This window comes from Pseudolabrys sp., assembly GCF_035943735.1.
Lineage (GTDB): Bacteria > Pseudomonadota > Alphaproteobacteria > Rhizobiales > Xanthobacteraceae > Pseudolabrys.
The window spans coordinates 1-24,821 of sequence record NZ_DASZBV010000003.1; the positions used below are offsets into that span (position 1 = coordinate 1).

Genomic DNA, 24,821 nt, shown 5'->3' on the forward strand with positions numbered 1-24,821 from the left:
AAATGGATGCCCCCATGCGTCGCGTGATGGACCTTCCGGCCCACACCCCGGACGGCCTTGTGTGCAAGGCGCAGCTTGTTCGGATGTCTTCGAAACTTTGGGACGTGCCCGCCGAAGACCTCGATTGGGACGACATGAAGATCAGGGCGCTTGTCGATGGCGTGCTGGATTACGCCGCTCGCGTAGCCTGAAACCATCGGCCACGGTCCGCGTTATCTGACGCGCACTACACGTCAACTTCGGTCTCCGAACCTCCTGAGAGCGGCCCCGGCACCCCCACCGGGGCCGTTTTCTATTCTGCAAAAGCTAACCCCGGCCAATGGGGCCGGGGCTTACCACATTTCCACAGGAGCCGGTCGGGCCAAGGAATGGGTAAGGGGGACCGACCCGACCAGCGAGCGCATTCAGCCACGGGGCTCGTCTGAGTCGCAATACGGCCGTCATCACCAGGCGCCGAACTGAAAACGGAAGACCAGCACGGCCGCAATCAACGCGGCGGGGACCGCTAAGACTGTCAGCACCTGCGCGATTGGTTCGAGTACGCGATACATGGGACACCGGAGCGGCGACCCCGCGAGCCGGGTTTTTTCGGGGGGGTAAGGGTGGGCTCGCGAGATCGCCGCCGGGTCAATGCTGGCGGTAGAATACGGTTCCTAATTTTTCGTGAATTTTGAGGGACCACCGCGCTCAGCGGTTCAGGACGTGCCACCTGGCCTTTAGCCGGGCCTTTGCTTCGTCGAGGTGGGACGCATAGCCGGTGTTTGCCGCCGAACTAGGGAACATGGTCAGCCCCCAGAACCACGCGTTGCCCTGTCGGTTCGGTGCCTTGTAGATGCGGCCAATGACCTCTTTACCGTCGAGGATCACGGACCAATCATCGGTGCCAGCGCCGGGAATGTTCGTGCGGCGGAGGGTGAGGTGCCCAGGCATTTTCGCTTCCCCTGATATTCCCATGGAGCATATCTGGGAAGCCTAGGCCGGATGATCCGCCGCTAAGTCATTGAAAAGATGGCGACCCCGGCTGGATTCGAACCAGCGACCCTCAGCTTAGAAGGCTGATGCTCTATCCGGCTGAGCTACGGGGTCGTTCGCAAGTCTGGTTTACCTGCGCCGCGTGACGATTGAAAGCGGCGGCTCCGGGCTGCTCTGTTTGGAAATATAGCTTTTATTTATCAATGGCTTGCCGGAATTTGCTGACGCAGATCAATTGACGTTTGAACCGGCGCCCCTAACCTTCGCACTCAACGGATAAAGGCGTGCCGCCGCCGGTAGGCCGTCGGTGTCGTCGCACCGCCATGCGCTCGACACGGTCCGCGCCTGACATGATAGTTGCGAATCCGCGTCGTCCTCGGAGGTTCTCGGAATGCTCACGCTGGTCCGCGCCGGTCTCGCCGCCGCGCTCATCGCCTTCGCGATCCTGCCGGCCACGGCGCAGGATGCCAAGGTCAAGGACTTTCAGCTCAGCCGACTGGACGAGGCGGCGGTCAAGCTCGAGGCGCAGATCAAGAGCGACGCCGGCAAGGTGACGAAGCCGGCTGCGCAGTTGCGCAAAGACGCCGACGCCGCTTTTCAGAAGAACGATTTCCGCGCCGGCATGGTCGTGCTCGGCCAGCTCGTTGCCGTCGCGCCCGACGACGGCGCCAACTGGTTGCGGCTGGCGCGCAGCATCCGCCAGATCAAGCCGCGCGACGACAAGGAGAAGGCGTTCCTGCTCGATCGCGCCGCGACCTCGGCCTACATTGGTTATCTGCGCGGCAAGGACCGCACCGTCGAGGCCGATAGCCTGACCGTGCTCGGCGACACGCTCGCCGACCAGCGCCAGTGGCGCCCGGCGCTCGACGCCATGCGCATCGCACTCGAGGCGCGCGAGAGCGCCGACCTGCGCGGCCGCTACGAGCGACTGCGCCTCGAGCACGGCTTTCGCATGCTCGACTACTCCGTCGATTCCGATGCGGTGTCGCCGCGCGCCTGCTTCCAGTTCTCGGAGTTGCTGCCGGCCAAGGGCACCGATTTCTCGCCCTTTGTCGCGGTGCTCGGGCAGGACCGCCCGGCGCTCTCCGTCAACGAGAAGCAACTCTGCGTCGAGGGCCTGAAGCACGGCGAGCGCTATCAGATCACTTTGCGCGCCGGGCTGCCGTCGACTGTCCACGAGACGCTGTCGAAGTCGACCGAGTTCACAATCTTCGTGCGAGACCGCAAGCCGTTCGTGCGCTTCTCCGGCAAGGCCTACGTTTTGCCGCGCACCGGCCAGCGCGGCATTCCGGTGCTGAGCGTCAACACCTCGGCGGTGACCGTCGCGGTCTACCGCATCGGTGACCGCAATCTCATCGACACCGTGCTCGGCTACGACTTCCAGCGCAATCTCTCCCGCTATCAGGCCGAGCAGATCGCCTCCGAACGCGGCAGCAAGGTGTGGAGCGGCGAGCTCAAGGTAGAGCCCAAGCTCAACACGGAAGTGACGACGGCCTTCCCGGTCGGCGAGGCGCTCAAGGACATCGGCCCCGGTGTCTACGCGATGATCGCGACGCCGAAGGATGCGCTCACCGACAACGACTATGACGCGCAGGCGACGCAGTGGTTCATCGTCTCCGATCTCGGGCTCACCGCCTACACCGCGCATGACGGCGTCGACGTGTTCGTGCATTCGCTCGCTTCCGCGGAACCGAAAGACAAGACTGAGGTGCGGCTCATCGCGCGCAACAACGAGGTGCTGGCCGTCCGCCAGACCGACCAGTTCGGGCACGCGCATTTCGAGGCGGGGCTGACGCGCGGCGAGGGCGGCCAGTCGCCGGCGGCCGTCGTGGCGAGCGAGAAGGCCGACTACGCCTTCCTGAGTCTCAAGGCGCCGGCATTCGATCTGTCCGATCGCGGCGTCGCCGGTCGGCCGGTGCCGGTCGGCCTCGACGCCTTCGTCTACACCGAGCGCGGCGTCTACCGCACCGGCGAGACCGTGCACATCACGACGCTGTTGCGCGACGCGCGTGGGGCAGCGGCGCTCAATGTGCCGCTGACGCTCGTCGTCGAGCGCCCGGACGGCGTCGATTATCGCCGCGCGCTGGTCTCAGATCAGGGCCTCGGCGGCCGCGCGCTCGATGTCCCGCTGGTGTCCTCGGCGATGACCGGCACCTGGCGCGTGCGCGCCTACACCGATCCAAAGCGGCCGGCGATCGGCGAGACGACCTTCATGGTCGAAGATTATGTGCCCGACCGCGTCGAGTTCGATCTGACCTCGAAGGCGACCGGCATTTCGGCGCAGCAGCCGGCCGAGGTCAGCGTTGACGGACACTTCCTCTACGGCGCGCCGGCCTCGCAGCTCGATCTGTCCGGCGACGTCACCATCGCGGTGGCCAGCGCGCGCGCCGGCTTCCCCGGCTACGCCTTCGGCGCAGCCGACGATGACGTGCAGCCGGTGCGGCAGGAGCTCAGCGATCTTGCCGCGACCGACGAGACCGGCAAGGCGACGTTCGAAGTCGCGCTCGACAACGTGCCGGACACCTCGCGTCCGCTCGAGGCGAAGATCGCCATCACCATGTCGGAATCGGGCGGCCGCGGCGTCGAACGCAAACTGACGCTGCCGGTGAGGCCGGCCGCGGCGATGATCGGGGTCAAGCCCGCGTTCTCCGGCCGCTCGCTGGAAGACGGCGCCAATGCCGACTTCGACGTCGTCATGGTGGCGCCCGACGGCAAGACCTTGGCGCAGAAGGGCCTGCACTACGCGCTGCTGAAGATCGAGACGAGCTATCAGTGGTACCGGCAAAATGGGCAGTGGGAGTTCGAGCCGATCCGCCGCACCGAGAAGGTCGCCGACGGCACGCTCGACGTTGCCGCCGACAAGCCGGCGCGCCTGTCGTTGCCGGTGAAGTGGGGCCGCTATCGCCTGGAGGTGTCGAATGGCGACGCGATGATGACCTCGCTCGGCTTCGATGCCGGCTTCTACGCCGAGTCGAGCGCTGACACGCCCGACCTGCTCGAGCTTGCGCTCGACAGACCGGGCTATGCCGGCGGCGACACCATGAACGTCGCGGTCACCGCGCGTACCGCGGGACGGCTGACGCTCAACGTCTTCACCGATCGTCTCGTCGCCAGCCAGTCGCAGGACGTGCCTGCCGGCACGGCGAATTTGAAGATGGTGGTCGGCCGCGACTGGGGTACCGGCGCCTATATGGTTGCCACCTTGCGCCGGCCGCTCGACGCGCCGGCGCAGCGCATGCCCGGCCGCGCCATCGGCGTGCAGTGGTTCTCGATCGACAAGGCCGCACATCTCCTGAAGGTCGCTCTCAAGCCGGCCGCCACCATGCGGCCGAATGCGACCATGACGGTGCCGATCGAGATCGGCGGGCTTGCGCCGAGCGAGGAGGCGCGGGTCGTCGTCGCCGCGGTCGACGTCGGCATCCTCAACCTCACCAATTACAAGCCGCCGGCGCCGGACGATTATTATCTCGGCCAGCGGCGGCTCACCGCCGAGATCCGCGACCTCTACGGGCAACTGATCGACGGCATGCAGGGCGCGCGCGGCGCGATCCGCTCCGGCGGCGACATGGGCGCGGCCGCATTGTCCGGCTCGCCGCCGACGCAGGCGCCGTTGGCACTTTATTCGGGCATCGTCACCGTGGGCCCCGACGGCAAGGCGCAGGCCACCTTCGACATCCCGGCCTTCGCCGGCACCGTGCGGGTGATGGCGGTGGCCTGGAGCAAGGACAAGGTCGGAAAGGCCTCGACCGATGTCGTCGTGCGCGATCCCGTGGTGCTCACGGCGACACTGCCGCGCTTCCTGCGCACAGGAGATAGCGGCGCGGTGCAGCTCGAGCTCGACAATGTCGAGGGCGCCGCCGGTGACTACAGCATCAATGTCGCCGCCGACGGCCCGGTCGCGTTCACCGATGGCAAGCCGCACGTGCTCATGCTGGCGCAGAAGCAGAGGAGCCGCGTCTCCCTGCCGGTGTCGGCCTCGGGCGCCGGCGGCGGGCACGTCGACGTGACGGTGAGCGGCCCCAATGGCTTCACGCTGGCGCGCTCGTACGATCTCGACGTCAGGCCGGCCAACCAGATACTCACCCGCCGCACCGTGGCGGCGCTGGCCAAGGGCGGCACGCTCACGCTCGACAAGAGCCTGTTCGCCGACTTCGTGCCGGGCACGGGCCGCGCGGCGCTTTCGGTCGCGCTCTCGACCTCGCTCGACGCCGCGAGCCTGTTCAACGCGCTCGACCGCTATCCCTTCGGCTGCTCGGAGCAGATCGCCAGCAAGGCGATGGCCATGCTCTATCTCAACGAGCTCGCCGGCGAGGCGCGGCTGGCGCCTGACGGCGAGATCGAGACGCGGCTGAAGGACGCGATCCCGCGCCTGCTGGCGCGGCAGGGCTCGAACGGCTCGTTCGGACTCTGGTCGGCTGGCGGCGAGGACGTATGGCTTGATGCTTATGTCACCGACTTCCTGACGCGGGCGCGCGAGAAGGGCTTCGACGTGCCGCAGACCGCGTATACGCTGGCGGTCGATCGGCTGCGCAATTACGTCGCCACCGCGCCGGAGCCGTCGAAGAACGGCGGCCGCGAGCTCGCCTACGCGCTCTATGTGCTCGCGCGCAACGGCGCCGCGCCGATCGGCGACCTGCGCTATTACGCCGACACCAAGCTCTCCGACTTCGCCACGCCCATCGCCAAGGCGCAGATCGCGGCGGCGCTCGCCATGCTCGGCGACCGCAACCGCGCCGACCGTGCCTACACGGCGGCGCTCGACGCCATCGCGCCGAAGCCGACACCGGCGCTCGACTTCGGCCGCACCGATTTCGGTTCGCAACTGCGCGATGCGGCGGCGCTGGTGACGCTCGCGTCCGAGGGCAGGGCGCCGCAGGCGACGATCGATAACGCCGTGCTGCGCATCGATGCCTCGCGGCAGGCGTTCAGCGCCACCTCGACGCAGGAGGATGCGTGGCTGGTGCTCGCGGCCCGTTCGCTCGCAAAGCAACTGGCGACGATCTCGCTCGATATCGACGGGCAGAAGCGGCAGGGCGCGTATTACCGCAGTTTCGGCCCGGCCGCACTCGACAGGAGCTTCGCCATTGCCAACGCGGGCGAGGGGACGGTGCAGACCGTCGTCTCGGTCAGCGGCGCGCCGGTCAAGCCCGAGCCCGTGGCCGAGCACGGCTTCAAGATCGAGCGCAAGTTCTACACGCTCGCCGGTGAGCCCGCCGATCCGGGCAAGGCGAAACAAAATGACCGCTTCGTCGTCGTCCTGACGATGACGGAAATGCAGCCGCAGTTCGGCCGCATCATCGTTGCCGATTATCTGCCGGCCGGCTTCGAGATCGACAATCCGCATCTCGTGTCATCCGGCGACACGGGCACGCTCGGCTGGATCACGAATGCAGCGGAACCGGTGCATTCCGAGTTCCGCGACGACCGTTTCACTGCGGCATTCGACCGCGCGCACGACTCCTCCCCCGTGTTTACGGTGGCCTATGTCGTACGGGCCGTGTCGCCTGGTCATTACGTGCTGCCGCAGGCGACGGTCGAGGACATGTATCGTCCGGATCGCTTCGCCCGCACCGGTACCGGAACCATCGAGGTGACGTCCGCGAAATGAAGCGCTGGCACGCCATCCTGTCGGCCTTGGGCGGCGTCGTGGCCGTGTGCTCGATTGCCTGCGGTGCGTGGGTTTATTCGCTCGGGCCGGTGCCGCTCGGACAGGACATGGATTACTCGCGCCTCGTGCTCGACAGGCACGGCAAGCTCCTGCGCGCCTATGCCGACAAGGAAGGGCGCTGGCGCTTGCCGGCGACGCCCTCAGACGTCGATCCGACTTACCTCAGGATGCTGTTCGCCTACGAGGACAAGCGCTTCTACGATCACGATGGCGTCGACGTGCTGGCGCTTGCCCGCGCCGCTTATCAGCTGGTGAGTGAGCAGCACATCGTCTCCGGCGGCAGCACCCTCACCATGCAGGTGGCGCGGCTTCTGGAGCCGCGACGGCACCGAAGCTTCTACGCGAAGCTGCGGCAGATCACCCGGGCGCTGCAGATAGAAGAAAAACTCAATAAAAATCAGATCTTATCCCTGTATCTTACACTTGCACCTTACGGTGGGAATCTGGAGGGTATCCGTGCGGCATCATTGGCTTATTTCGGCAAAGAGCCGAAGAAGCTGACGCTGGCCCAGGCGGCCCTTCTGGTGGCCCTGCCGCAGGCGCCGGAGGCGCGCCGGCCCGACCGCTATCCGGGGGAGGCGCTGGCGGCCCGCAACCTGGTTCTCGACCGGGTCGCCGATGCCGGCGCCATTCCGCAGGACGAAGTGAAGCTCGCCAAGCGGCAGCCGGTGCCGCAAGGGCGTAGGGAGCTGCCGGCGTTGGCGCCGAACGTGGCCGACGAGGTCGTCTCAAGCGACCCGAATGTGCGCGCGCACCGCCTGACGCTCGATGCCGACCTGCAGAAGACGCTGGAAGAATTGGCGCGCGACCGGGCACACGCGCTCGGGCCGCGCATCTCCGTCGGCATCGTCGCCGTCGACAACAGCACGAACGAAGTGCGTGCGCGCGTCGCTTCCGCCGACTATTTCGACGCCTCGCGCTCCGGCCAGGTGGACATGACGCAGGCGCTGCGCTCGCCGGGTTCGACGCTCAAGCCGTTCATCTACGGCCTCGGCTTCGAGGACGGCCTGATCCATCCGGAAACTTTGATCGACGACCGGCCGGTGCGGTACGGCAATTACACGCCGGAGAACTTCGACCTGACGTTCCAGGGCACCGTGACGGTGCGCCGCGCGCTGCAATTCTCGCTCAACGTTCCCGCCATCGCCGTGCTCGACAAGGTCGGTGTCAACCGCCTGGCGGCGCGCCTCAATGAAGCCGGTGCCGCACTGGTCCTGCCGCAAGGCGAGGCGCCAGGGCTGGCGATGGGGCTCGGCGGCGTCGGCATCAGGCTTGCCGACCTGACGATGCTCTATGCCGGGCTGGCCAGGCTCGGCGAGGCCGCGCCGCTGATCGAGCGGCAGGGGCAGACGACCGCGGGCGCCGGACACCGGCTGCTCGATCCGGTCGCCGCCTGGTATGTCGGCAACATCCTCGTCGGCGCGCCGCCCCCGGATAATGCTCCGGGCGGGCGCGTCGCCTTCAAGACCGGCACGTCGTACGGCTACCGCGACGCCTGGGCGGTAGGCTTCGACGGCCGTATGACCATCGGCGTCTGGGTCGGGCGGCCCGATGGCGCGCCGGTGCCGGGGTTGGTCGGCCGCGCCAGCGCCGCGCCGATCCTGTTCGACGCTTTCGCCCGCACCGGGCTCCTGCCGGCGGGGCTGCCGCACGCACCGAAGGGCGTGCTGTTCAGCACCAGTGCACGGCTGCCGCCACCGCTGCGCCGCTTTGTCCCGGCCGCCATGGCGGCGATGAAGGGCGATCCGCCGCGCATCATGTTTCCGCCGAACGGCGCCCGGCTCGAGCTCGGCGGCAATCCGGCGGAAGGCCTGCCGCTGAAATTCACCGGGGGGCGGGGGCCGCTCACCATCATGGTCAACGGCATGCCGCTGCACCCGGGCCCCGGACGGCACACCCTGTTCTTCCATCCCGACGGACCGGGCTTCGTCCGGCTTACCGTCATGGACGGGCGAGGCGCCGCGGACACAGTCACCGTCCGATTGCAGTAGGTGCGGTGACAGCCCGTCCCTTTTGGGCTTATGTCCCGCCCGGCGATATCAGCGGTAGTCCTTCCCGACCCATGAGCACGACCACGAGAGACGCAGGTGTCCCGGCTTCGCCGGGCCGTGGGCTGGCGGCGGCGCTGGACTGGGCGACCGCCTCGCATCTGCGCGCCGTGGCGCTGCTCATCGGCTTCGCCGTGCTCGCCTTCCTGCCAGGCTTCTTCCAGATCCCGCCGGTCGACCGCGACGAGGCCCGCTTCGCTCAGGCCACCAAGCAGATGCTGGAGAGCGGGCAGTACGTCGACATCCATTTTCAGGACGAGGTCCGCTACAAAAAGCCGGTCGGCATCTATTGGCTGCAGGCCGCCGGCGTGAAGGCCGGAGAGGCGCTCGGCGTCTCGGAGGCGCGCACCACGATCTGGCTCTACCGGCTGCCGTCGCTGTTCGGCGCCACCGGAGCCGTGCTTCTGACGTACTGGACCGCGCTCGCCTTCGTTACCAGACGCTCGGCGCTGCTCGCCTCGCTGATGATGGCGAGTTCGGTCTTGCTCGGCGTCGAGGCGCGGCTCGCCAAGACCGACGCCATGCTGCTGTTCACCTGCGTCGCCGTCATGGGTGCGATGGCGCGGCTCTATCTCGGCGCGCGACGGCATCCGGAGGAGGACACCGGCTGGGCCATGCCGGCGCTCTTGTGGACGGCGGCGGCGGCAAGCGTGCTGATCAAGGGGCCGCTGATCCTGATGTTCATCGGCCTCACGGCGCTGACGCTCTCGCTCGCCGACCGCTCCGGCAAATGGGTTTGGCGGCTCAAGCCGGTGGTCGGTTTCGCCTGGCTGCTGCTGCTGGTGCTGCCATGGTTCGTCGCCATCGTGATGAAGTCGGGCGACAGCTTCTTCGTGCAGGCGCTCGGCCACGACATGCTCGACAAGGTGACGAGCGGGCAGGAGGCGCATGGCGCGCCGCCGGGCACCTATCTGCTGCTGTTCTTCATCACTTTCTGGCCGGGCTGCGTGTTGGCGGCGCCGGCGGTGCCGGCAATCTGGAAAGCGCGCCGTGAACCGGGGGCGCGCTTTCTGCTCGCCTGGCTGCTGCCATCCTGGATCGTGTTCGAGATCGTCATCACCAAGCTGCCGCATTACGTGCTGCCGCTCTATCCGGCGGTCGCCATCCTGATCGCCGGCATTCTTGAGGCGGGCGCGCTCGCCAAATACCGCTGGATGATCCGCGGCACGGTTGGCTGGTTCCTGTTTCCGGCGATCATCTCGGTGGCCGCGGTGGTCGCCTTCGTCATCTTCAATCGCGAGCTCGGGCTGCTCGCCTGGCCGACCGCGACGGTGGCGATCATCCTCGCACTGTTCGCCTGGTGGCTTTACGAGGCCGACGGGGCGGAGCGGGCGCTGTTGCGCGCGATGATGGCATCGGTGTTCGTCGCCATCACCATCTACGCCATTGCCTTCCCGTCGATCCCGTCGCTGTTCCCGAGCCAGTTGATCGCCGACCAGGTCGATGCGACCGGCTGCAGCAATCCGCACGTCGCCGCGACCTACTCCTATCAGGAGCCGAGCCTCGTCTTCCTGCTCGGCACGCATACGCGCTTCACCGACGGCGCGGGCGCAGCCGATTTCCTGCGCGCGGGCGCCTGCCACTTCGCGCTCATCGATCCGCGCAATGAACGCGGCTTCGTGCAGCGCGCCAACGCGCTCGGCGTGCGTTACGCGCTGATGCAGCGGGTCGAAGGCTACAACATCAGCATCGGCAAGCGGGTGGTGCTGACGCTATTCCGGTCGGCGGCGCCATGAGCGCGGAGGACGTCGCCGTGCCGATGGCCGTGTGGCGGCGGTGTCTCGCCAATGTCGGCAGGGCGCTCGCGGTGCTCGTGCGGCCGGTGCGCATCGATCCGAAGACGCCATGGCTGTTGCCGCGACGCGAGCTGGCCATCGCCACGGTCGCCGCGCTCGTCATCTTCGTGCTCGGCATGGTCTTCATCGACGGGCCGGCCGCCCGCGCCGTGCAGCAACTGCCGCACTGGCTGCATTCCTTCTTCGACGCGATCACCGATTACGGCAAATCCGGCTGGTTCCTGTGGCCGCTCGGCATCCTGTTCCTCGTGCTGGCCGCGTTGCCGCCGATCGCCTCGCCGGTGCAGCAGCGCGTGCTCGCGGCGATCATGGTCCGCGTCGGCTTCCTGTTCACGGCGATCGCCATACCCGGCCTGTTCGACACCATCATCAAGCGCCTGATCGGCCGCGCCCGACCCTTCGTTGGCGGGCACCTCGATCCGACACTGTTCCACCTGCTCGTCTGGCGGCCGGACTATGCCAGTCTGCCGTCCGGCCATGCGACCAACGTGTTCGCCGTGCTGGTCGCTTTTGCCTCGCTGTGGCCGCGCACGCGCACCTATTTCCTGATCTATGCCCTGCTCATCGTCTTCAGCCGGGTGGTGGTGACGGCGCATTACCCGACCGACGTCCTGACCGGCGCCCTGGTCGGCACGGTCGGCGCCCTGATGGTGCGCCGCTGGTTCGCCATGCGCCGGCTCGGCTTTTCCTACGGCCCGGACGGCGTGCCGCACCTCTATCCCGGCCCGTCGCGGCGACGGATCAAAGCAGTTGCCCGGGCTGTCCTGGCTGACTAAGAAGCACCGCGACGGCCGGGGGGCCGACGGAACCAGCGACCATGACGACGAATGAACCGGCGGTCTCCGTCGTTGTGCCGGTCCGCAACGAGGCGGGCAACGTGGCGCCGCTCGTTGGCGAGATCGCGCGCGCGCTCGAAGGGCACTGGACCTTCGAGGTTGTCTACGTCAACGACGGCTCGACGGATGGCACCGAGGCCGAGCTGAAGCGGCTGATGGCGCAGTATCCGTGGCTGCGCCGGGTGCGCCATGCGCAGTCCTGCGGCCAATCGGCGGCCGTGCGCACCGGCGTCGCCGCGGCGCGCGGCGCGCTGGTAGCCACCATCGACGGCGACGGGCAGAACGATCCCGCTTTCATCCCGGCGATGCTGCGCGCGCTCGAGGCGGACGCCCCGCGCGTGGCGCTGATCGCCGGCCAGCGCGTCGGCCGCAAGGCGAGCGGGTTCAAGAAGCTGCAATCGCGCATCGCCAATGCGGTGCGCGGGACGGTGCTGCGTGACGGCACCCGCGACACCGGGTGCGGGTTGAAGGCGTTCCGCCGCGATGTGTTCCTGCGGTTGCCGTATTTCGATGGTTTGCATCGCTTTCTGCCGGCGCTGGTCAAACGCGAGGGGTTTGCCATCGGTTATGTCGATGTCGTCGACCGGCCGCGCGGCGCCGGCGTGTCGAATTACGGGATGTGGGACCGGCTGTGGGTCGGCATTCTCGACCTCGCCGGTGTGTGGTGGCTGATCCGGCGCAGGAAACGCGTGCCGGAGATCGTTGATGATTAGCGCGCGGCCGCGGAACGTCCGCAGCGCAGCACTCAGAGGAAGAATCCATGCTGGTCGATATCGCGCAGGCCGTCGGCGGCTATCTACACGACGTGTTCCTCGGCAACGCCGATTGGGGCATCCTCGTCGGCTACGTGGCGCAGGGCATGTTCGCCATGCGCTTCGTGGTGCAATGGATCGCCTCCGAGCGCGCGGGCAGAAGCGTGGTGCCGACCGCGTTCTGGGTGTTCTCGATCGGCGGCGGCTTCATGCTGCTCGGCTACGCCATCTACCGCAAGGATCCCGTCTTCATCGTCGGCCAAGCCTTCGGCGTGTTCGTCTATCTGCGCAATCTACAATTCGTGCTGCGCAACGGCGGGCAGGGCGCGCCGGCGTGAACGCGGCCGGCGCTCCGCCGCGGCTCAGTTCGGCGAGAAGCCGACGGTCTTGGTGATCTCGCCCCATTTGGCGACCTCCGCATCCAGGCTCGCCTTGAACGCCTGCTGCGACTGAGGCTGCGCGACGAAGCCGAGGCCCCCGAGCTTCTTGCTGACGTCGGGTTCGCGCAGCGCGGCATTGATCTCGGCGTTCAACTTGTCGGCGACCGGCGCCGGCAAACCCGGCGGACCGAAGATCGCGATCCAGGAGGCCGCGGCGATATCGCCGAAGCCCGCTTCCTTGAGCGTGGGCACGTTCGGCAAGGATGTCAGGCGCTCGTGCGAGGCGATGGCGAGCAGATGCAAATCGCCGCTCTTCATCAGCGATAGTGCCGAGGGGATCGTCGCGGTCGCGAGGTCGACCGTGTTGCTGATGACGGCATTCACCGCTTCGACGCCGCCTGCATAGGGGACGTGCGTCGCCTCGAGGCCGGGCGTTTTCCGGTAGATGTATTCCGACGTCAGATGTTCGGCAGTGCCGACGCCGGCCGATGAATAGGTGAACCGCCCCTTCTTCACGTCCCGCACATAGGTCATCAGGTCCGGCGCCGTCACGCCCTTCTTGGCGACGAAGATCATCGGCGCGACGGCGACCACGGCCACCGGCGTGAGCTGCGTCCGCGGATCGATGGCGTTCTTCATCGCCAGCGCGTTGATGGCGACCGCAGACGTCGTCGCCAGCAGCGTGTAGCCGTCCGACGGGGCTCCAGCCACGACCTTCGCGCCGAGTTCGCCACCGGCGCCGCTACGATTCTCGATCACGAAGGTTTGGCCGAGTTTGGCGCTGAGCTTCTGGCCGATAACGCGTGCGATCACGTCGGCAATGCCGCCGGGCGCGAATGCAACGATGACACGGACCTGACGCGTCGGGTAAATCGCCTGAGCATGCGCCGGCTGGGCAAGTCCGCCAAGCAATGTGGCGAGCGCCAGGAACGCCGCCGGGGCCGAGAGGCGCCATGACCGCATGGCGCCGAGATGGGAAGGCCTTGCGACTCTCAACCGGGACGGCGTTTGTTCCGACATGCAGATCTCTCCCTCGCAAGAACAATCGGCGGGGGAGCGACATTCACCACGCGGTCGCACGACGGCACGGAAACAACATCGCCCCAGCGAGGCGAATTAGGAAGGTGGCGTATCAGCAAGTCAAGACCGCCGGCGACATGCCTGTGCCAATTTCACCATGCGTCGACGCATTGCTTGTTCGCGCGTGCCTGAGAAACGGACAATGCCTGCCGTAATGCACGGCAGCGCGCTCATTCAGCTCGCAGCCTTCATCGCCGCGAAGCCGCGCTCGAGATCGGCGATGAGATCGCCGGGATCTTCGAGCCCGATGTGCAGGCGGAGCGTCGGGCCACCGGGCGCCCATAGGGTTGCGGTCCGGTATTCGGCACAGTCGAACAGGATGCAGAGGCTTTCGAATCCGCCCCAGGAGAAGCCCATGCCGAACAGCGCCAGCTCGTTCATGAAGGCGTAGACGGCCTTGTCGTGGCAGGGCTCGAGCACGATGCTGAACAAGCCGCAGGCGCCGGTGAAATCGCGCTTCCAGATGGCGTGGCCCGGATCGCTCGGCAGACCGGGATGCAACACGCGCCTGACTTCCGGGCGGCTCTCCAGCCAGCGGGCGATGGCGAGCCCGGATTCGTTATGGCGCGCGAGCCGCACGCCCATGGTGCGCAGCCCGCGCAGCGCCAGATAGATGTCGTCCGGCCCGACGCAGAGCCCGAGCGCGTGGTAGGTCTCCTTCAGCGGGCCGTGCGTCTTTGCGTTGGCGGCGACACAGCCGAACATGATGTCGGAGTGGCCGCCGATATATTTGGTGCCAGCCTGGATCGACAGATCGACGCCGTGCTCGAAAGCGTCGAAATAGAGCGGCGTCGCCCAGGTGTTGTCCATCAGCACGACGGCGCCCCTGTCATGCGCGACCTTGGCGATCGCCGGGATGTCCTGCATCTCGAAGCTCTGCGAGCCCGGCGCCTCGGTGAACACCGCGCGTGTGTTCGGCTGGAACAGTGCAGCGATGCCGTCGCCGATCAGCGGATCGTAATAGGTCGTCTCCACACCCATGCGCTTGAACACGCCCTCGCAGAAATTGCGCGTCGGGCGGTAGACGCTGTCGGTGACGAGGATGTGATCGCCGGCGCCGGCGACCGACATCAGCGCGGTGGTGATGGCGGCGAGACCGGAGGGCAGCAGCGCCACGCCGGCGCAGGCCTCGCCCTCCATCTCGCGCAGCGCGTTCTCCAGGGCCTCGGTGGTCGGCGTGCCGCGCCGCCCGTACTGATACCGCGAGCGGTGCGCGACCTGGTCCTCGGCGGTGGGGTAAAGGACGGTGGAGGCGTGATAGACCGGCGGGTTGACGAAGCCGTAGTAGCTCTGCGGGTCGCGGCCGGCATTGACCAGGCGCGTGGCCGGCTTGACCGGTGTCTTCGGCGGTTTCGTCATGTCGCTGGTCCGTCGAAAGGGCAGGCAATGGCAGAGGTTGGAACGCGGCATATACGCGGGCTTTGGCCGCGAGCGTCAACCCCTTGACCTTGCGTTCCGTTCGTTCTGGAATGCGAACCGGCAACAATCACGCTGGGTGAGGCTGGTTTTCGCGCTCCGCCGCGACCTGCAAACGCAGGCGGCGAGCACATCGGGGTGCGGCCGCGCTGCGGCCGGATCTCCTCGGACCGGCCGCAGACAACGGCGAGTGCCGCGTAGAAGGGGAACTCCGATGAAGCGACTGGCAGCATTGATCGCGCTTGCCTTGATGATGGTGGCGCACGGCGCCACCGCGCAGACGCTCAAGACGGTGAAGGAGCGCGGCGTCCTCAACTGCGGCGCCAACGGCATGCTGGGCGGCTTCGGCATGCCCGATGCACAAGGGCAATGGACCGGTCTCGACGTCGACGTCTGCCGCGCGATCGCCGCCGCGGTGCTCGGTGACGCCACCAAGGTGAAGTTCTTCCCGCTGACCGCCAAGGACCGTTTTACCGCGCTGCAGTCCGGCGAGGTCGACGTCCTCGTGCGCAACACGACCTGGACGTCATCGCGCGACACCACCCTCGGCCTCAACTTCACCGGCATCGATTATTACGACGGCCAAGGCTTCATGGTGCGCAAGAACCTGAAGGTGAACTCGGCGCTGGAACTGAGCGGCGCGTCGGTGTGCGTGCAGCAGGGCACGACGACCGAGCTCAACCTCGCCGACTATTTCCGCGCCCACAACATGCAGCTCAAGTCGGTGACCTTCGCCACCTCCGATGAGGCGATCAAGGCCTACGACTCCGGACGCTGCGACGCCTTCACGACCGACGCCTCCGGCCTCTACGCCGAGCGCCTGCGCCTCGCCAATCCCGGCGACCACATGATCCTGCCCGAGATCATCTCCAAGGAGCCGCTCGGACCAGCGGTGCGGCACGGCGACGATCAGTGGTTCGACGTGGTCAAATGGGCGCTGTTCGCGATGATCGACGGCGAGGAGCTCGGGCTGACGCAGAAGAACATCGACCAGCAGGCGAACGCCACCAATCCCGATATCAAGCGCTTCGTCGGCACCGAGGGCAATTACGGCGAGCAACTCGGCCTGTCGAAGGACTGGGCGGTGAAAATCATCAAGCAGGTCGGCAATTACGGCGAGTCGTTCGAGCGCAATGTGGGGCAGGGCTCGCCGCTCAAGATCGACCGTGGCTTGAACCGCCTGTGGACCAAAGGCGGCCTGCAATACGCGCCGCCGATCCGCTAAAGCGGCATGTCTTGCGACGACGGCGGTGTGAGGGGACAGTCGCCGACGGCCGCGGATGAACACGACGGGCGCAGCGAGCGCGCCCGATGAGGGGCCGATGGCGAGCGAGCAAGTGACGGGAGCGCGCCCGCCGCGCGTTCCCCTCTACAACGACCCGAGGGTCCGCAGCCTCGTCTATCAGATCGTGCTCGCCGCCGGGGTCGCGCTGCTCGTCTATGGCGCCGTCACCAACGCCGCCGATCACCTGCAGAAGGCGCACATCGCTTCCGGCTTCGGCTTCTGGAACCAGACCGCCGGCTTCGATATCAGCCAGACGCTCATCGCCTACACCTCGTCGGGATCGACCTACGGCCGGGCCTTCTGGGTTGGGTTGCTCAACACGCTGCTGGTCGCCGGTCTCGGCATCGTGCTTGCCACCATCCTCGGCTTCGTCATCGGCATTGCGCGGCTGTCGACCAACTGGATCGTCGCCCGCGCCGCGAGCGGCTATGTCGAGACCATCCGCAACATCCCGCTGCTGCTGCAACTCCTGTTCTGGTACAACGCCGTCTTGAAGGCGCTGCCGAACATCCGCGACAGCCTTGTTTTCGGCGGCGGCGTCTATCTCAACAATCGCGGGCTGATGGTGCCCAAGCCGCAGGCTTTGGCCGGCTTCGGCTGGGTCGAGCTCGCCTTCGCCATCGGCATCGTCGCCACGGTCGCGCTGCACCTCTGGGCGCGGCGGCGGCAGATGCGCACTGGCCGGCAGCTGCCGGTCTTTTGGCTTGGCCTCGTGCTGATCGTTGGCCTGCCGCTCGCCGCCTTTTTCGCGGCCGGCGGACCGCTCCACTTCGATATGCCGCAGGCTGGCCGCTTCAACATCACCGGAGGCGTCGACCTGCAGCCGGAGTTCGTGGCGCTGCTGCTCGGCCTCACCACCTATACCGCCGCCTTCATTGCCGAGGTCGTCCGCGCCGGTATCCTCGCGGTCGCGCGCGGGCAGGCGGAGGCGGCCTATTCGCTCGGCCTTACCCCCGGCCCCACATTGCGCTTGGTCGTCATCCCGCAGGCCATGCGCGTGATCGTGCCGCCGCTGACCAACCAGTATCTCAACCTGATCAAGAACTCGTCGCTGGCGGTGGCCATCGGCTATCCCGACCTGGTGCAGATATTCACCGGCACGGTGCTCAACCAGACCGGCCAGGCGGTCGAGGTGGTGGCCATCACCATGCTGGTCTACCTCACCATCAGCCTGGTCACGTCGTTCGCCATGAACCTCTACAACCGGCGCGTCGCGCTGGTGGAGCGGTGAGGGCGCCACCATGACCATGGCCGCAGGCGATCTCGCCGTCACCGAACTCCGCTTCGTGCGGTCGCAGTTCCTTGGGCCGCAGCCGCCGCCGGCGCGCATGACCGGCGCGGTCGCCTGGGTGCGCGCCAACCTCCTGTCGACGCCGTCCAACATCGCGCTGACCGTCGTCGTGCTGGCGCTGGTCGTCTGGATTCTCTACGGCGTGATCGGCTTCCTCTTCGTCGATGCCGTGTGGACCGGCAGCGACCGTACCGCGTGCCTGATGTCGACCGTGCATCATGAGGTCGGCGCATGCTGGCCTTTCGTCAAGGACCGGCTCGCTTATTTCACCTACGGGTCCTATCCGATCCCGCAGCGTTGGCGCGTCGACCTGTTTTTCGCGCTGCTCGCGGTCGGCGTCGTGTGGCTTTTGTGGCTGCGGGCGCCGCGCCGCGATCTCGGCATCCTCTATTTCTTCATCGTGCTGCCGATCGTGTCCTTCATCCTGCTGCACGGCTTTGCCGCGATCGACTTGCCGGTGGTCGACACGGTGCTGTGGGGTGGCGTGCTGGTGACCATCGTGCTTGCCACAGTCGGGATCGTAGTGTCGCTGCCGATCGGCGTCGTGCTGGCGCTCGGCCGCCGCTCGCGCATGCCGATGGTGCGGCTGTTCTCGACCGTCTTCATCGAGTTCGTGCGCGGCGTGCCGCTGATCACGGTGTTGTTCATGGCGAGCGTGATGCTGCCGCTGTTCGTGCCGCAGCAGTACGAGCCGGACAAGCTTGTGCGGGCGATGATCGGCATCGCGCTGTTCGCCTCCGCCTATATGGCGGAGGTCGTGCGCGCCGGCCTGCAGGCGATCTCCAAGGGCCAGTACGAGGGCGCCATGGCGGTCGGCCTGAGCTATCCCTTGATGATGCGCTTCATCATCCTGCCGCAGGCGCTGCGCATCACCATCCCGAACATCGTCAACACCTATATCGGCCTGTTCAAGGATACTTCGCTCGTCACCATCATCGGCATCTTCGATCTGCTCAACACCGTCGAGGTGTCGCGCGTCGATCCGAAATGGGCGACGCCGGTGACCTCGACCACCGGCTATGCGGTCGCCGCGATTTTCTATCTCGTCTTCTGCTACGGCATGTCCCGCTACGCGCGGGCCACGGAAGCGCGCCTGAGCAAGGGCGAAAAACGGTAAGGGGCCGCCATGAGCACGCTTGAGCGCAATGCGGTCGGCAAGCCGGCGCGGCTCTCCAATCCGGTCGCCGTCGACATCGTCAAGCTGAACAAATGGTTCGGCACCTTCCACGTCCTGCGCGACATCGACCTGCGCGTCATGGGTGGCGAGCGCATCGTCATCTGCGGACCGTCGGGCTCGGGCAAATCGACGATGATCCGCTGCATCAACCGACTGGAGGAGCACCAGAGCGGCCGCATCGTTGTCGACGGCGTCGAGATCACCCACGACCTGAAGAAGGTCGACGAGGTGCGCCGCGAGGTCGGCATGGTGTTCCAGCACTTCAACCTGTTCCCGCATCTGACCGTGCTGGAGAACTGCACGCTGGCGCCGATCTGGGTGCGCAAGATGCCGAAGCAGCAGGCCGAGGAGGTCGCGCTGCATTATCTCAGGCGCGTGAAGATCCCCGAGCAGGCCAACAAGTATCCCGGCCAGCTCTCGGGTGGCCAGCAGCAGCGCGTGGCGATCGCGCGGGCTCTGTGCATGAGCCCGAAGATCATGCTGTTCGACGAGCCCACCTCGGCGCTCGATCCGGAGATGGTCAAGGAGGTGCTCGATACCATGGTGTCGCTCGCCGAGGACGGCATGACCATGCTGTGCGTGACGCACGAGATGGGCTTCGCCCGCGAGGTGGCGAACCGCATCGTGTTCATGGACGAAGGACAGATCGTCGAGACCAACGAGCCGGAGGAATTCTTCAATCATCCGCAGCACGCGCGGACGAAGCTGTTCCTCAGTCAGATTCTTCGCTGACGCGCTCTCTCAATCCTTCTCCACCGGAAAGTCCGGCCGGCCGCCCCATTCGGTCCACGAACCGTCGTAGATGCGTGGCAGCGGCTTGCCGAGCGCGTCGAAGCCGAGCGCGAGGATCACCGCGGATACGCCGGAGCCGCAGCTCGAAATGGTCGGCTGATCGAGGTCGACGCCGGCCTTGGCGAAGGCCGCGGCGATCTTGTCGGTCGAAACGAGACGGCCGTTCTCGATCAGCGCCGACGACGGAATGTTCTTGGCACCCGGCATGTGGCCGCCGCGCAGGCCCGGTCGCGGCTCCGGGTCGCGGCCGGCGAAACGCCCGGCCGGGCGGGCGTCGACGATCTGCGTCTTGCCGTCGTTGATCGCCATCATCACGTCGGTGTCCATCGCCACTGCGCTGGTCTGCATCGTGGCGTTGAATTTGCGCGGTGCGCGCTTGACCGCGCCGCCCTCGGTCTTGCGTCCTTCCGCCGTCCAGGCGGGGAGGCCGCCGTCGAGGATGAAGACGTTCTTCACCCCGAAGATGCCGAACATCCACCACACGCGTGGCGCACCGCCCAGTCCGTGCCCGTCATAGACGACGACGGTGTCGGTGTCGGCGATGCCGAGTGCGCCGACCATCTCGGCGAACTGCGTCGGTCCGGGCAGCATGTGCGGCAGGTCGGTGGAATGGTCGGCGATAGCGTCGATATCGAAGAACACGGCGCCGGGAATGTGGCCACTGAGATATTCGGCTTTGGCGTCGCGCTTCATCGCCGGGAGGTAGAACGAGCCGTCGACGACGACGACATTGTCCTTGCCGAGTTCGCCCGCGAGCCATTCGGTCGAGCGCAACCAGCGGCTGGGGAGGGAATTGGTCATTGTCTGCCTTCCGATCTGTTCACGTCATGCTAACGCAATGCGGACGCGGCGGTTCTGTTTGCCTTTTTTCTCGACGCCGGTGACCTGTACCGCGCCGATCTCGCCGGTGCGCCGCACATGCGTGCCGCCGCAGGGTTGCAGGTCGAGGCATGCGATCTCGATCAGCCGGACGCGGCCGGTGCCCATTGGCGGCTTCACTGACATGGTTTTGACCAGGCCGGGATTGGCCTCGAGCTCGGCGTCGCTGATCCAGCGGCTCGAGACGGCGGCGTCGGCGGTGATCATGCCGGCGAGCCTGGTCGCGATCGCGTCCTTATCGAGGCCCGCTTCCGGAATGTCGAAATCCAGCCGGCCGTCGGCGTCGCCGACCGAGCCGCCGGTGACGGCATAAGGCAGCACCGCCGACAGCAGGTGCAGCGCGGTGTGCATGCGCATGCGGCCGTAACGCTTGTCCCAATCGATCGCGGCCGTGACCGCATCGCCGACCGCGAGCGCCGGCGCGTCGGGGGCGGGCACATGCGCGATCTCGGTTTTGCCGCGGTCGGTGTAGACGGCATTTGCGATGGTCACGCGGCGCCCGTCGGATGTCGTCAGCGTGCCGGTGTCGCCCGGCTGCCCGCCGGAATTCGCGTAGAAGACCGTGCGGTCGAGCACGATGCCGCCTTGATCGGTAATCGCCACGACGCGCGCCTCGCAGCTCTTGAGATAGGAATCGTCGCGAAAGAGGCAGTCGGTCGGCATCGTCACTTGCCCACGAACGGCGGCTTGATGTCGATTCTGCGTTCGAGCCAATCCGGCACCGGCAGCTTTTTCGAGCGCAGGAAGTCGGGATTGAACAGCTTCGACTGGTAGCGCGTGCCGTAATCGGCGAGCACCGTCACGATGGTGTGGCCGGGGCCGAGATCCTTCGCCAATCTGATGGCGCCGGCGATGTTGACGCCGGACGAGCCGCCGACACAAAGACCTTCGTGCTCGAGCAAATCGAACACGAGCGGCACCGCCTCCTCGTCGGGAATGAGATAGGCTTTGTCGACCATCATCTCCTTGACGATCGCCGTGACGCGGCCGAGGCCGATGCCTTCGGTGATCGAGCCGCCTTCGGTTGATTTCGCCTCGCCATCGTTGAAGTAGTGATACATCGCAGCGCCGCGCGGATCCGCGACACCGATGGTCACGTTCTTGTTCTTCTCTTTCAGATAGCGCGACACGCCGGCCAGCGTGCCGCCGGAGCCGACCGAACAGATGAAGCCATCGACCTCGCCGCCGGTCTCGTCCCAGATCTCGGGGCCGGTGGAAACGTAATGCGCCTTGCTGTTGTCGAGGTTGTTCCACTGGTCGGCGAAGATGACGCCGTTCTTCTCGGTTTTTTTCAATTGTTCGGCGAGGCGGCGGCCGACGTGCTGATAATTGTCGGGGTTGGAGTAGGGCAGCGCCGGCACCTCGACGAGCTCCGCGCCGAACAGGCGTAGCGCGTCCTTCTTCTCCTGGCTCTGCGTCTCGGGAATGACGATGATGGTGCGGTAGCCGCGCGCATTGGCGACCAGAGCAAGGCCGATGCCGGTGTTGCCGGCGGTCGCCTCGACCACCACGCCGCCGGGCCCGAGCTCGCCGCGGGCTTCGGCTTCGAGGATCATCTGGCGGCCGGCGCGATCCTTGACGGAGCCGCCCGGATTCATGAATTCGGCCTTGCCCAGGATGGTGCAGCCGGTCTCGGCCGAGGCCCGCTCGAGCTTGATCAGCGGCGTATGGCCAATGGCCTCGATGATCCCATTACGGACGCGCATACCCGAATTCCGGCTTCGAAAGTGACCTTCGGAACCTAGTGGACGCCCTGTGGGGTCACAAGGGCCGCCGATCGCTCGCATAAGCGGCCTGCTGGAAACTGTCCCGAAACCATACCGCGGCGAAAGCCCGGCGGTATCAGGTGCTTGTTCACCACTTCTTACCGGCGCCGGGGCAAAAGTCCGGGCGGCGCAAAAGAAGGTCGCGCGATGTCGCGGGGTGGACAGTCTTGATGCGGCTCGACGTCAATACGCTGTTTATGGTCACGATCTACGTCGAGACCATTCTCGGCCTGCTGCTGCTGTTCGCCTGGGCTCAGAACATGGCGATCCGCGGCGTGTGCTGGTGGGGCTTCGCCCATCTGGTGCGCGCCGCATCGATCGTGCTGTTCGGCATGTACGGCTCGGTGCCGGACCTGATCAGCATCGATCTCGCCAACGCGCTTCTATTCACCGCCTTTGCCATCACCTGGACCGGCGCCCGCGTCTTCGACGGCCGACCGGTCGAACCGGTCTATCTCGTCACCGGCGCCGTGCTGTGGCTGCTCATCTGCCGGCTGCCGATGCTCTCCAATGCGATCGATACGCGCTCCTTCGTCGCCTCGAGCATCATCACCGCCTACACCTGGCTCACGGCCTACGAGTTCTGGCGCGGCCGCAAGGAGCAACTCGTCTCACGCTGGCCGGCGATCTTCATGCTGTTCGCGCATGGTTCGCTGTTCTTGCTGCACACGCCGCTCGTGACGTTCTTGCCGTGGAGCCCCGCCACCGCCGACATGTTCGGCAGTGTCTGGCTCACCGTGCTCAGCTTCGAGGCGCTGCTGTTCACGATCTCCGTGGCGTTCATCCTGCTGGCCATGGCCAAGGAACGCACCGAGTTGCGCCATCGCACGGCGGCGATGGTCGACCCGCTGACCGGCATCGCCAACCGCCGCGCGTTTCTGGCCGACGCAGCGGTGCTCGCCAAGCGTCACAACGGGCATCCGCGTCCCGCGACGATGCTGCTGATCGACCTCGATCATTTCAAATCGATCAACGATCGCTTCGGCCACGCCGTCGGCGATCGCGTGCTGGAGATCTTCACCACCTGCGCCCGACGTGCGCTGCGCGGCTCCGACCTGATCGGCCGCTTGGGCGGCGAGGAATTCGCCGCACTGATCTACGACATGGACCGCGTGTCCACCCTCGGCATCGCCGAACGCATCCGCGACAACTTCTCGCAAGCGACCGACGACGTCGAAGGCCATGAAGTGCTGGCCACGGTCAGCATCGGCGTCGCACATTGCGACAGCGCGGTGCTCGAAATCTCGGAGTTGCTGGCGCAGGCCGATCGCGCGCTGTATTTCGCCAAGGAGCGCGGCCGGAACCGCGTCGAGGTGGCTTCGCTGGAGATGCTGGTCGCCGCGCGCGACCCAGGCTCCGCGCTCAGGCCGCCAAGGAAGAAGAGCGCGGCCTGACCGCCGCCGTCCGCCGCGGCGGTCGGCTCGGTCCCTTCATCGTTCATACGGCCGCAAGGCGACGGCGACATGTCGCCCGCGACGGTGCTGCCGTATTTGACCTATTCATGAATTGGATGCATGTCCGCCTGGGACCCGTGCGGAGGGCAGGGCGGTGCGGATCGACTTTCTCGGGCTGGAAGCCTTCGTCAGTATTGCGGAACGCGGCTCGTTCCAGCGCGCGGCGGCGCATCTGAACCTGTCGCAGACCGCGGTCAGCCACCGGATGCGCAAGCTCGAGGAGGAGCTCGGCCTCAAGCTGCTCGCGCGCACGACGCGGGAAGTGACCCTGACGCGCGCCGGCATCGACTTCCTGCCGAAAGCGCGCAAGGCGCTCAGTGAGCTCGAGCAGTCCTTCGACGATCTCCGACAGCAGGGCGCCAAGCGGCGCGAGCGACTGGACGTCGCCTGTCTCCCGGTCTTCGCCGTCAACTACATGCCGCCGATCCTGCGCCGTTTCCATGAGGTGATGCCGGATGTGCAGGTGCGCATCTTCGAGACTCCGTCCGCCGCCATCGCCGAACTGGTGGAGTCGGGCGAAGTGGAATTTGGCTTCACCGGGCTCCTGACAAATCGCTGGGATCTGGACATCGAGACGTTCTCCGCTTCGCCGCTGGCGCTGGCCTGCCCCTCGGGACATCCGCTGGCGAAGAAACGGGCGCTTGGCTGGGGTGAAATGAGCGGGCTGCCGCTGATCCGGGTGAGTTCGCGGACGGCGATCCGCGTCATCATCGACGACGCCATCAGCGCAGCGAAGGCAAACATCCCCTGGCAATACGAGGTTCAGCACGTCGAGACGGCGGTCAATCTGGTGGAGGCCGGGCTCGGCTTCACGGTCGTGCCGATGATCGACGTCGCGCTGCACCGTGGCGGCGGCGTGGTCGCCGTACCGCTGCGCGCGCCCAAGCTTTCCTGCACCTATGGTCTCGTCTGGCGGCGCGGCATGCCGCTGTCGCCGCCGGCGGCAACGCTGCGCGACCTGCTGGCGCGGGAGATGACGTCGGCCCGGACCATTCATGCACTGAATGGATAAATGGACACATTCTATTCATTTGATTAGACTGCGGTACACCGGCATGGTTGCCCTCATGGCGTCGGCACGCGGCGTCCGGTGGGACGGATCACCCCGAGCCACCGGGCCTGCGGATCGACGCCGCATGCGCTAACTTGCCGCGGCCGGCTTCTCGCAATCGTCGCTTCAACGCGCGGACGAACAGCCGGCGGGCCATTGAAAAGCGCTTGCAGACTGG

General features: G+C 66.6%; 18 protein-coding genes, 1 tRNA gene and 1 pseudogene. 13 read left to right on the plus strand and 7 right to left on the minus strand.

Features of this window, described 5'->3' with window-relative positions:
* Nucleotides 1-191: pseudogene (locus VGV41_RS01010) on the plus strand (hypothetical protein); the annotation flags it as partial.
* A 496-nt stretch (nt 192-687) separates the two neighbouring features.
* Here VGV41_RS01010 and VGV41_RS01015 read toward each other — a convergent pair.
* On the minus strand, nt 688-930 hold the full coding sequence (locus tag VGV41_RS01015) for a hypothetical protein (protein WP_326861785.1): 243 nt from the start codon (nt 928-930) through the stop codon (nt 688-690).
* A 79-nt stretch (nt 931-1,009) separates the two neighbouring features.
* Nucleotides 1,010-1,086 (minus strand) — tRNA-Arg (locus tag VGV41_RS01020).
* 277 nt (nt 1,087-1,363) lie between these two features.
* Between VGV41_RS01020 and VGV41_RS01025 the strand changes: the two genes are divergently transcribed.
* The 6 genes from VGV41_RS01025 (at nt 1,364) to VGV41_RS01050 (ending at nt 12,410) form a co-directional block, all read left to right on the plus strand.
* A complete protein-coding gene (locus VGV41_RS01025) occupies nt 1,364-6,580 on the plus strand; it encodes an alpha-2-macroglobulin (RefSeq protein WP_326861786.1) in 5,217 nt (1,738 codons plus the stop codon).
* Nucleotides 6,577-8,631 carry a penicillin-binding protein 1C gene (gene pbpC / locus VGV41_RS01030; protein ID WP_326861787.1) on the plus strand — a complete coding sequence of 685 codons (2,055 nt, stop codon included), beginning with the start codon at nt 6,577-6,579 and terminating at the stop codon, nt 8,629-8,631. The genes VGV41_RS01025 and pbpC overlap by 4 nt, the downstream gene beginning before the upstream one ends.
* A gap of 71 nt (nt 8,632-8,702) precedes the next feature.
* On the plus strand, nt 8,703-10,424 hold the full coding sequence (locus VGV41_RS01035) for a glycosyltransferase family 39 protein (RefSeq protein WP_326861788.1): 1,722 nt from the start codon (nt 8,703-8,705) through the stop codon (nt 10,422-10,424).
* The gene (locus VGV41_RS01040; RefSeq protein ID WP_326861789.1) at nt 10,421-11,260 is read left to right on the plus strand and encodes a phosphatase PAP2 family protein; all 840 of its coding nucleotides are present in this window, start codon (nt 10,421-10,423) and stop codon (nt 11,258-11,260) included. The genes VGV41_RS01035 and VGV41_RS01040 overlap by 4 nt, the downstream gene beginning before the upstream one ends.
* A gap of 41 nt (nt 11,261-11,301) precedes the next feature.
* A complete protein-coding gene (locus VGV41_RS01045) occupies nt 11,302-12,033 on the plus strand; it encodes a glycosyltransferase family 2 protein (RefSeq protein ID WP_326861790.1) in 732 nt (243 codons plus the stop codon).
* Between the two features lie 47 nt (nt 12,034-12,080).
* On the plus strand, nt 12,081-12,410 hold the full coding sequence (locus VGV41_RS01050) for a lipid-A-disaccharide synthase N-terminal domain-containing protein (protein WP_326861791.1): 330 nt from the start codon (nt 12,081-12,083) through the stop codon (nt 12,408-12,410).
* A gap of 24 nt (nt 12,411-12,434) precedes the next feature.
* On the opposite strand, the gene VGV41_RS01055 is transcribed toward VGV41_RS01050, so the two are convergent.
* Nucleotides 12,435-13,415, minus strand: coding sequence for a tripartite tricarboxylate transporter substrate binding protein (locus VGV41_RS01055; RefSeq protein WP_326861792.1), 981 nt, complete (start codon nt 13,413-13,415; stop codon nt 12,435-12,437).
* A gap of 291 nt (nt 13,416-13,706) precedes the next feature.
* On the minus strand, nt 13,707-14,891 hold the full coding sequence (metC, locus tag VGV41_RS01060; RefSeq protein ID WP_326861793.1) for a cystathionine beta-lyase: 1,185 nt from the start codon (nt 14,889-14,891) through the stop codon (nt 13,707-13,709).
* Nucleotides 14,892-15,162: 271 nt separating this feature from the next.
* On the opposite strand from metC, the gene VGV41_RS01065 reads away from it, so the two are divergent.
* The 4 genes from VGV41_RS01065 to VGV41_RS01080 all read left to right on the plus strand — a co-directional run bounded on the left by VGV41_RS01065 (nt 15,163) and on the right by VGV41_RS01080 (nt 19,433).
* Complete coding sequence (locus VGV41_RS01065; protein WP_326861794.1) at nt 15,163-16,173, plus strand: amino acid ABC transporter substrate-binding protein; 1,011 nt, start codon at nt 15,163-15,165, stop codon at nt 16,171-16,173.
* Nucleotides 16,174-16,270: 97 nt separating this feature from the next.
* Nucleotides 16,271-17,464: an amino acid ABC transporter permease gene (locus VGV41_RS01070; protein WP_326861795.1), complete on the plus strand. Its 1,194-nt coding sequence runs from the start codon at nt 16,271-16,273 to the stop codon at nt 17,462-17,464.
* 10 nt (nt 17,465-17,474) lie between these two features.
* Nucleotides 17,475-18,641, plus strand: coding sequence for an amino acid ABC transporter permease (locus VGV41_RS01075; protein WP_414705041.1), 1,167 nt, complete (start codon nt 17,475-17,477; stop codon nt 18,639-18,641).
* 9 nt (nt 18,642-18,650) lie between these two features.
* Nucleotides 18,651-19,433: an amino acid ABC transporter ATP-binding protein gene (locus VGV41_RS01080; protein WP_326861796.1), complete on the plus strand. Its 783-nt coding sequence runs from the start codon at nt 18,651-18,653 to the stop codon at nt 19,431-19,433.
* Nucleotides 19,434-19,442: 9 nt separating this feature from the next.
* Here VGV41_RS01080 and sseA read toward each other — a convergent pair whose 3' ends face one another.
* Genes sseA through VGV41_RS01095 form a run of 3 tightly spaced genes read right to left on the minus strand, consistent with a single transcriptional unit; the run spans nt 19,443 to nt 22,078 of the window.
* Nucleotides 19,443-20,294 (minus strand): 3-mercaptopyruvate sulfurtransferase, encoded by an 852-nt coding sequence (gene sseA / locus VGV41_RS01085; protein ID WP_326861797.1) that lies wholly within the window; start codon nt 20,292-20,294, stop codon nt 19,443-19,445.
* A 24-nt stretch (nt 20,295-20,318) separates the two neighbouring features.
* Complete coding sequence (locus tag VGV41_RS01090; protein ID WP_326861798.1) at nt 20,319-21,035, minus strand: alanyl-tRNA editing protein; 717 nt, start codon at nt 21,033-21,035, stop codon at nt 20,319-20,321.
* A gap of 2 nt (nt 21,036-21,037) precedes the next feature.
* Nucleotides 21,038-22,078, minus strand: coding sequence for a cysteine synthase A (locus VGV41_RS01095; RefSeq protein WP_326861799.1), 1,041 nt, complete (start codon nt 22,076-22,078; stop codon nt 21,038-21,040).
* A 230-nt stretch (nt 22,079-22,308) separates the two neighbouring features.
* On the opposite strand from VGV41_RS01095, the gene VGV41_RS01100 reads away from it, so the two are divergent.
* Both VGV41_RS01100 and VGV41_RS01105 read left to right on the plus strand, forming a co-directional pair.
* Nucleotides 22,309-23,532: a GGDEF domain-containing protein gene (locus VGV41_RS01100; RefSeq protein ID WP_326861800.1), complete on the plus strand. Its 1,224-nt coding sequence runs from the start codon at nt 22,309-22,311 to the stop codon at nt 23,530-23,532.
* A gap of 154 nt (nt 23,533-23,686) precedes the next feature.
* Complete coding sequence (locus tag VGV41_RS01105; RefSeq protein WP_326861801.1) at nt 23,687-24,604, plus strand: LysR family transcriptional regulator; 918 nt, start codon at nt 23,687-23,689, stop codon at nt 24,602-24,604.
* The last annotated feature ends 217 nt before the right edge of the window (nt 24,605-24,821 follow it).

Coding starts and splice junctions, on each gene's coding strand:
- VGV41_RS01015 (WP_326861785.1), bottom strand. CDS start 930: ATGCCTGGGCACCTCACCCTCCGCCGCACGAACATTCCCGGCGCTGGC.
- VGV41_RS01025 (WP_326861786.1), top strand. CDS start 1,364: ATGCTCACGCTGGTCCGCGCCGGTCTCGCCGCCGCGCTCATCGCCTTC.
- pbpC (WP_326861787.1), top strand. CDS start 6,577: ATGAAGCGCTGGCACGCCATCCTGTCGGCCTTGGGCGGCGTCGTGGCC.
- VGV41_RS01035 (WP_326861788.1), top strand. CDS start 8,703: ATGAGCACGACCACGAGAGACGCAGGTGTCCCGGCTTCGCCGGGCCGT.
- VGV41_RS01040 (WP_326861789.1), top strand. CDS start 10,421: ATGAGCGCGGAGGACGTCGCCGTGCCGATGGCCGTGTGGCGGCGGTGT.
- VGV41_RS01045 (WP_326861790.1), top strand. CDS start 11,302: ATGACGACGAATGAACCGGCGGTCTCCGTCGTTGTGCCGGTCCGCAAC.
- VGV41_RS01050 (WP_326861791.1), top strand. CDS start 12,081: ATGCTGGTCGATATCGCGCAGGCCGTCGGCGGCTATCTACACGACGTG.
- VGV41_RS01055 (WP_326861792.1), bottom strand. CDS start 13,415: ATGCGGTCATGGCGCCTCTCGGCCCCGGCGGCGTTCCTGGCGCTCGCC.
- metC (WP_326861793.1), bottom strand. CDS start 14,891: ATGACGAAACCGCCGAAGACACCGGTCAAGCCGGCCACGCGCCTGGTC.
- VGV41_RS01065 (WP_326861794.1), top strand. CDS start 15,163: ATGAAGCGACTGGCAGCATTGATCGCGCTTGCCTTGATGATGGTGGCG.
- VGV41_RS01070 (WP_326861795.1), top strand. CDS start 16,271: ATGGCGAGCGAGCAAGTGACGGGAGCGCGCCCGCCGCGCGTTCCCCTC.
- VGV41_RS01075 (WP_414705041.1), top strand. CDS start 17,475: ATGACCATGGCCGCAGGCGATCTCGCCGTCACCGAACTCCGCTTCGTG.
- VGV41_RS01080 (WP_326861796.1), top strand. CDS start 18,651: ATGAGCACGCTTGAGCGCAATGCGGTCGGCAAGCCGGCGCGGCTCTCC.
- sseA (WP_326861797.1), bottom strand. CDS start 20,294: ATGACCAATTCCCTCCCCAGCCGCTGGTTGCGCTCGACCGAATGGCTC.
- VGV41_RS01090 (WP_326861798.1), bottom strand. CDS start 21,035: ATGCCGACCGACTGCCTCTTTCGCGACGATTCCTATCTCAAGAGCTGC.
- VGV41_RS01095 (WP_326861799.1), bottom strand. CDS start 22,078: ATGCGCGTCCGTAATGGGATCATCGAGGCCATTGGCCATACGCCGCTG.
- VGV41_RS01100 (WP_326861800.1), top strand. CDS start 22,309: ATGCGGCTCGACGTCAATACGCTGTTTATGGTCACGATCTACGTCGAG.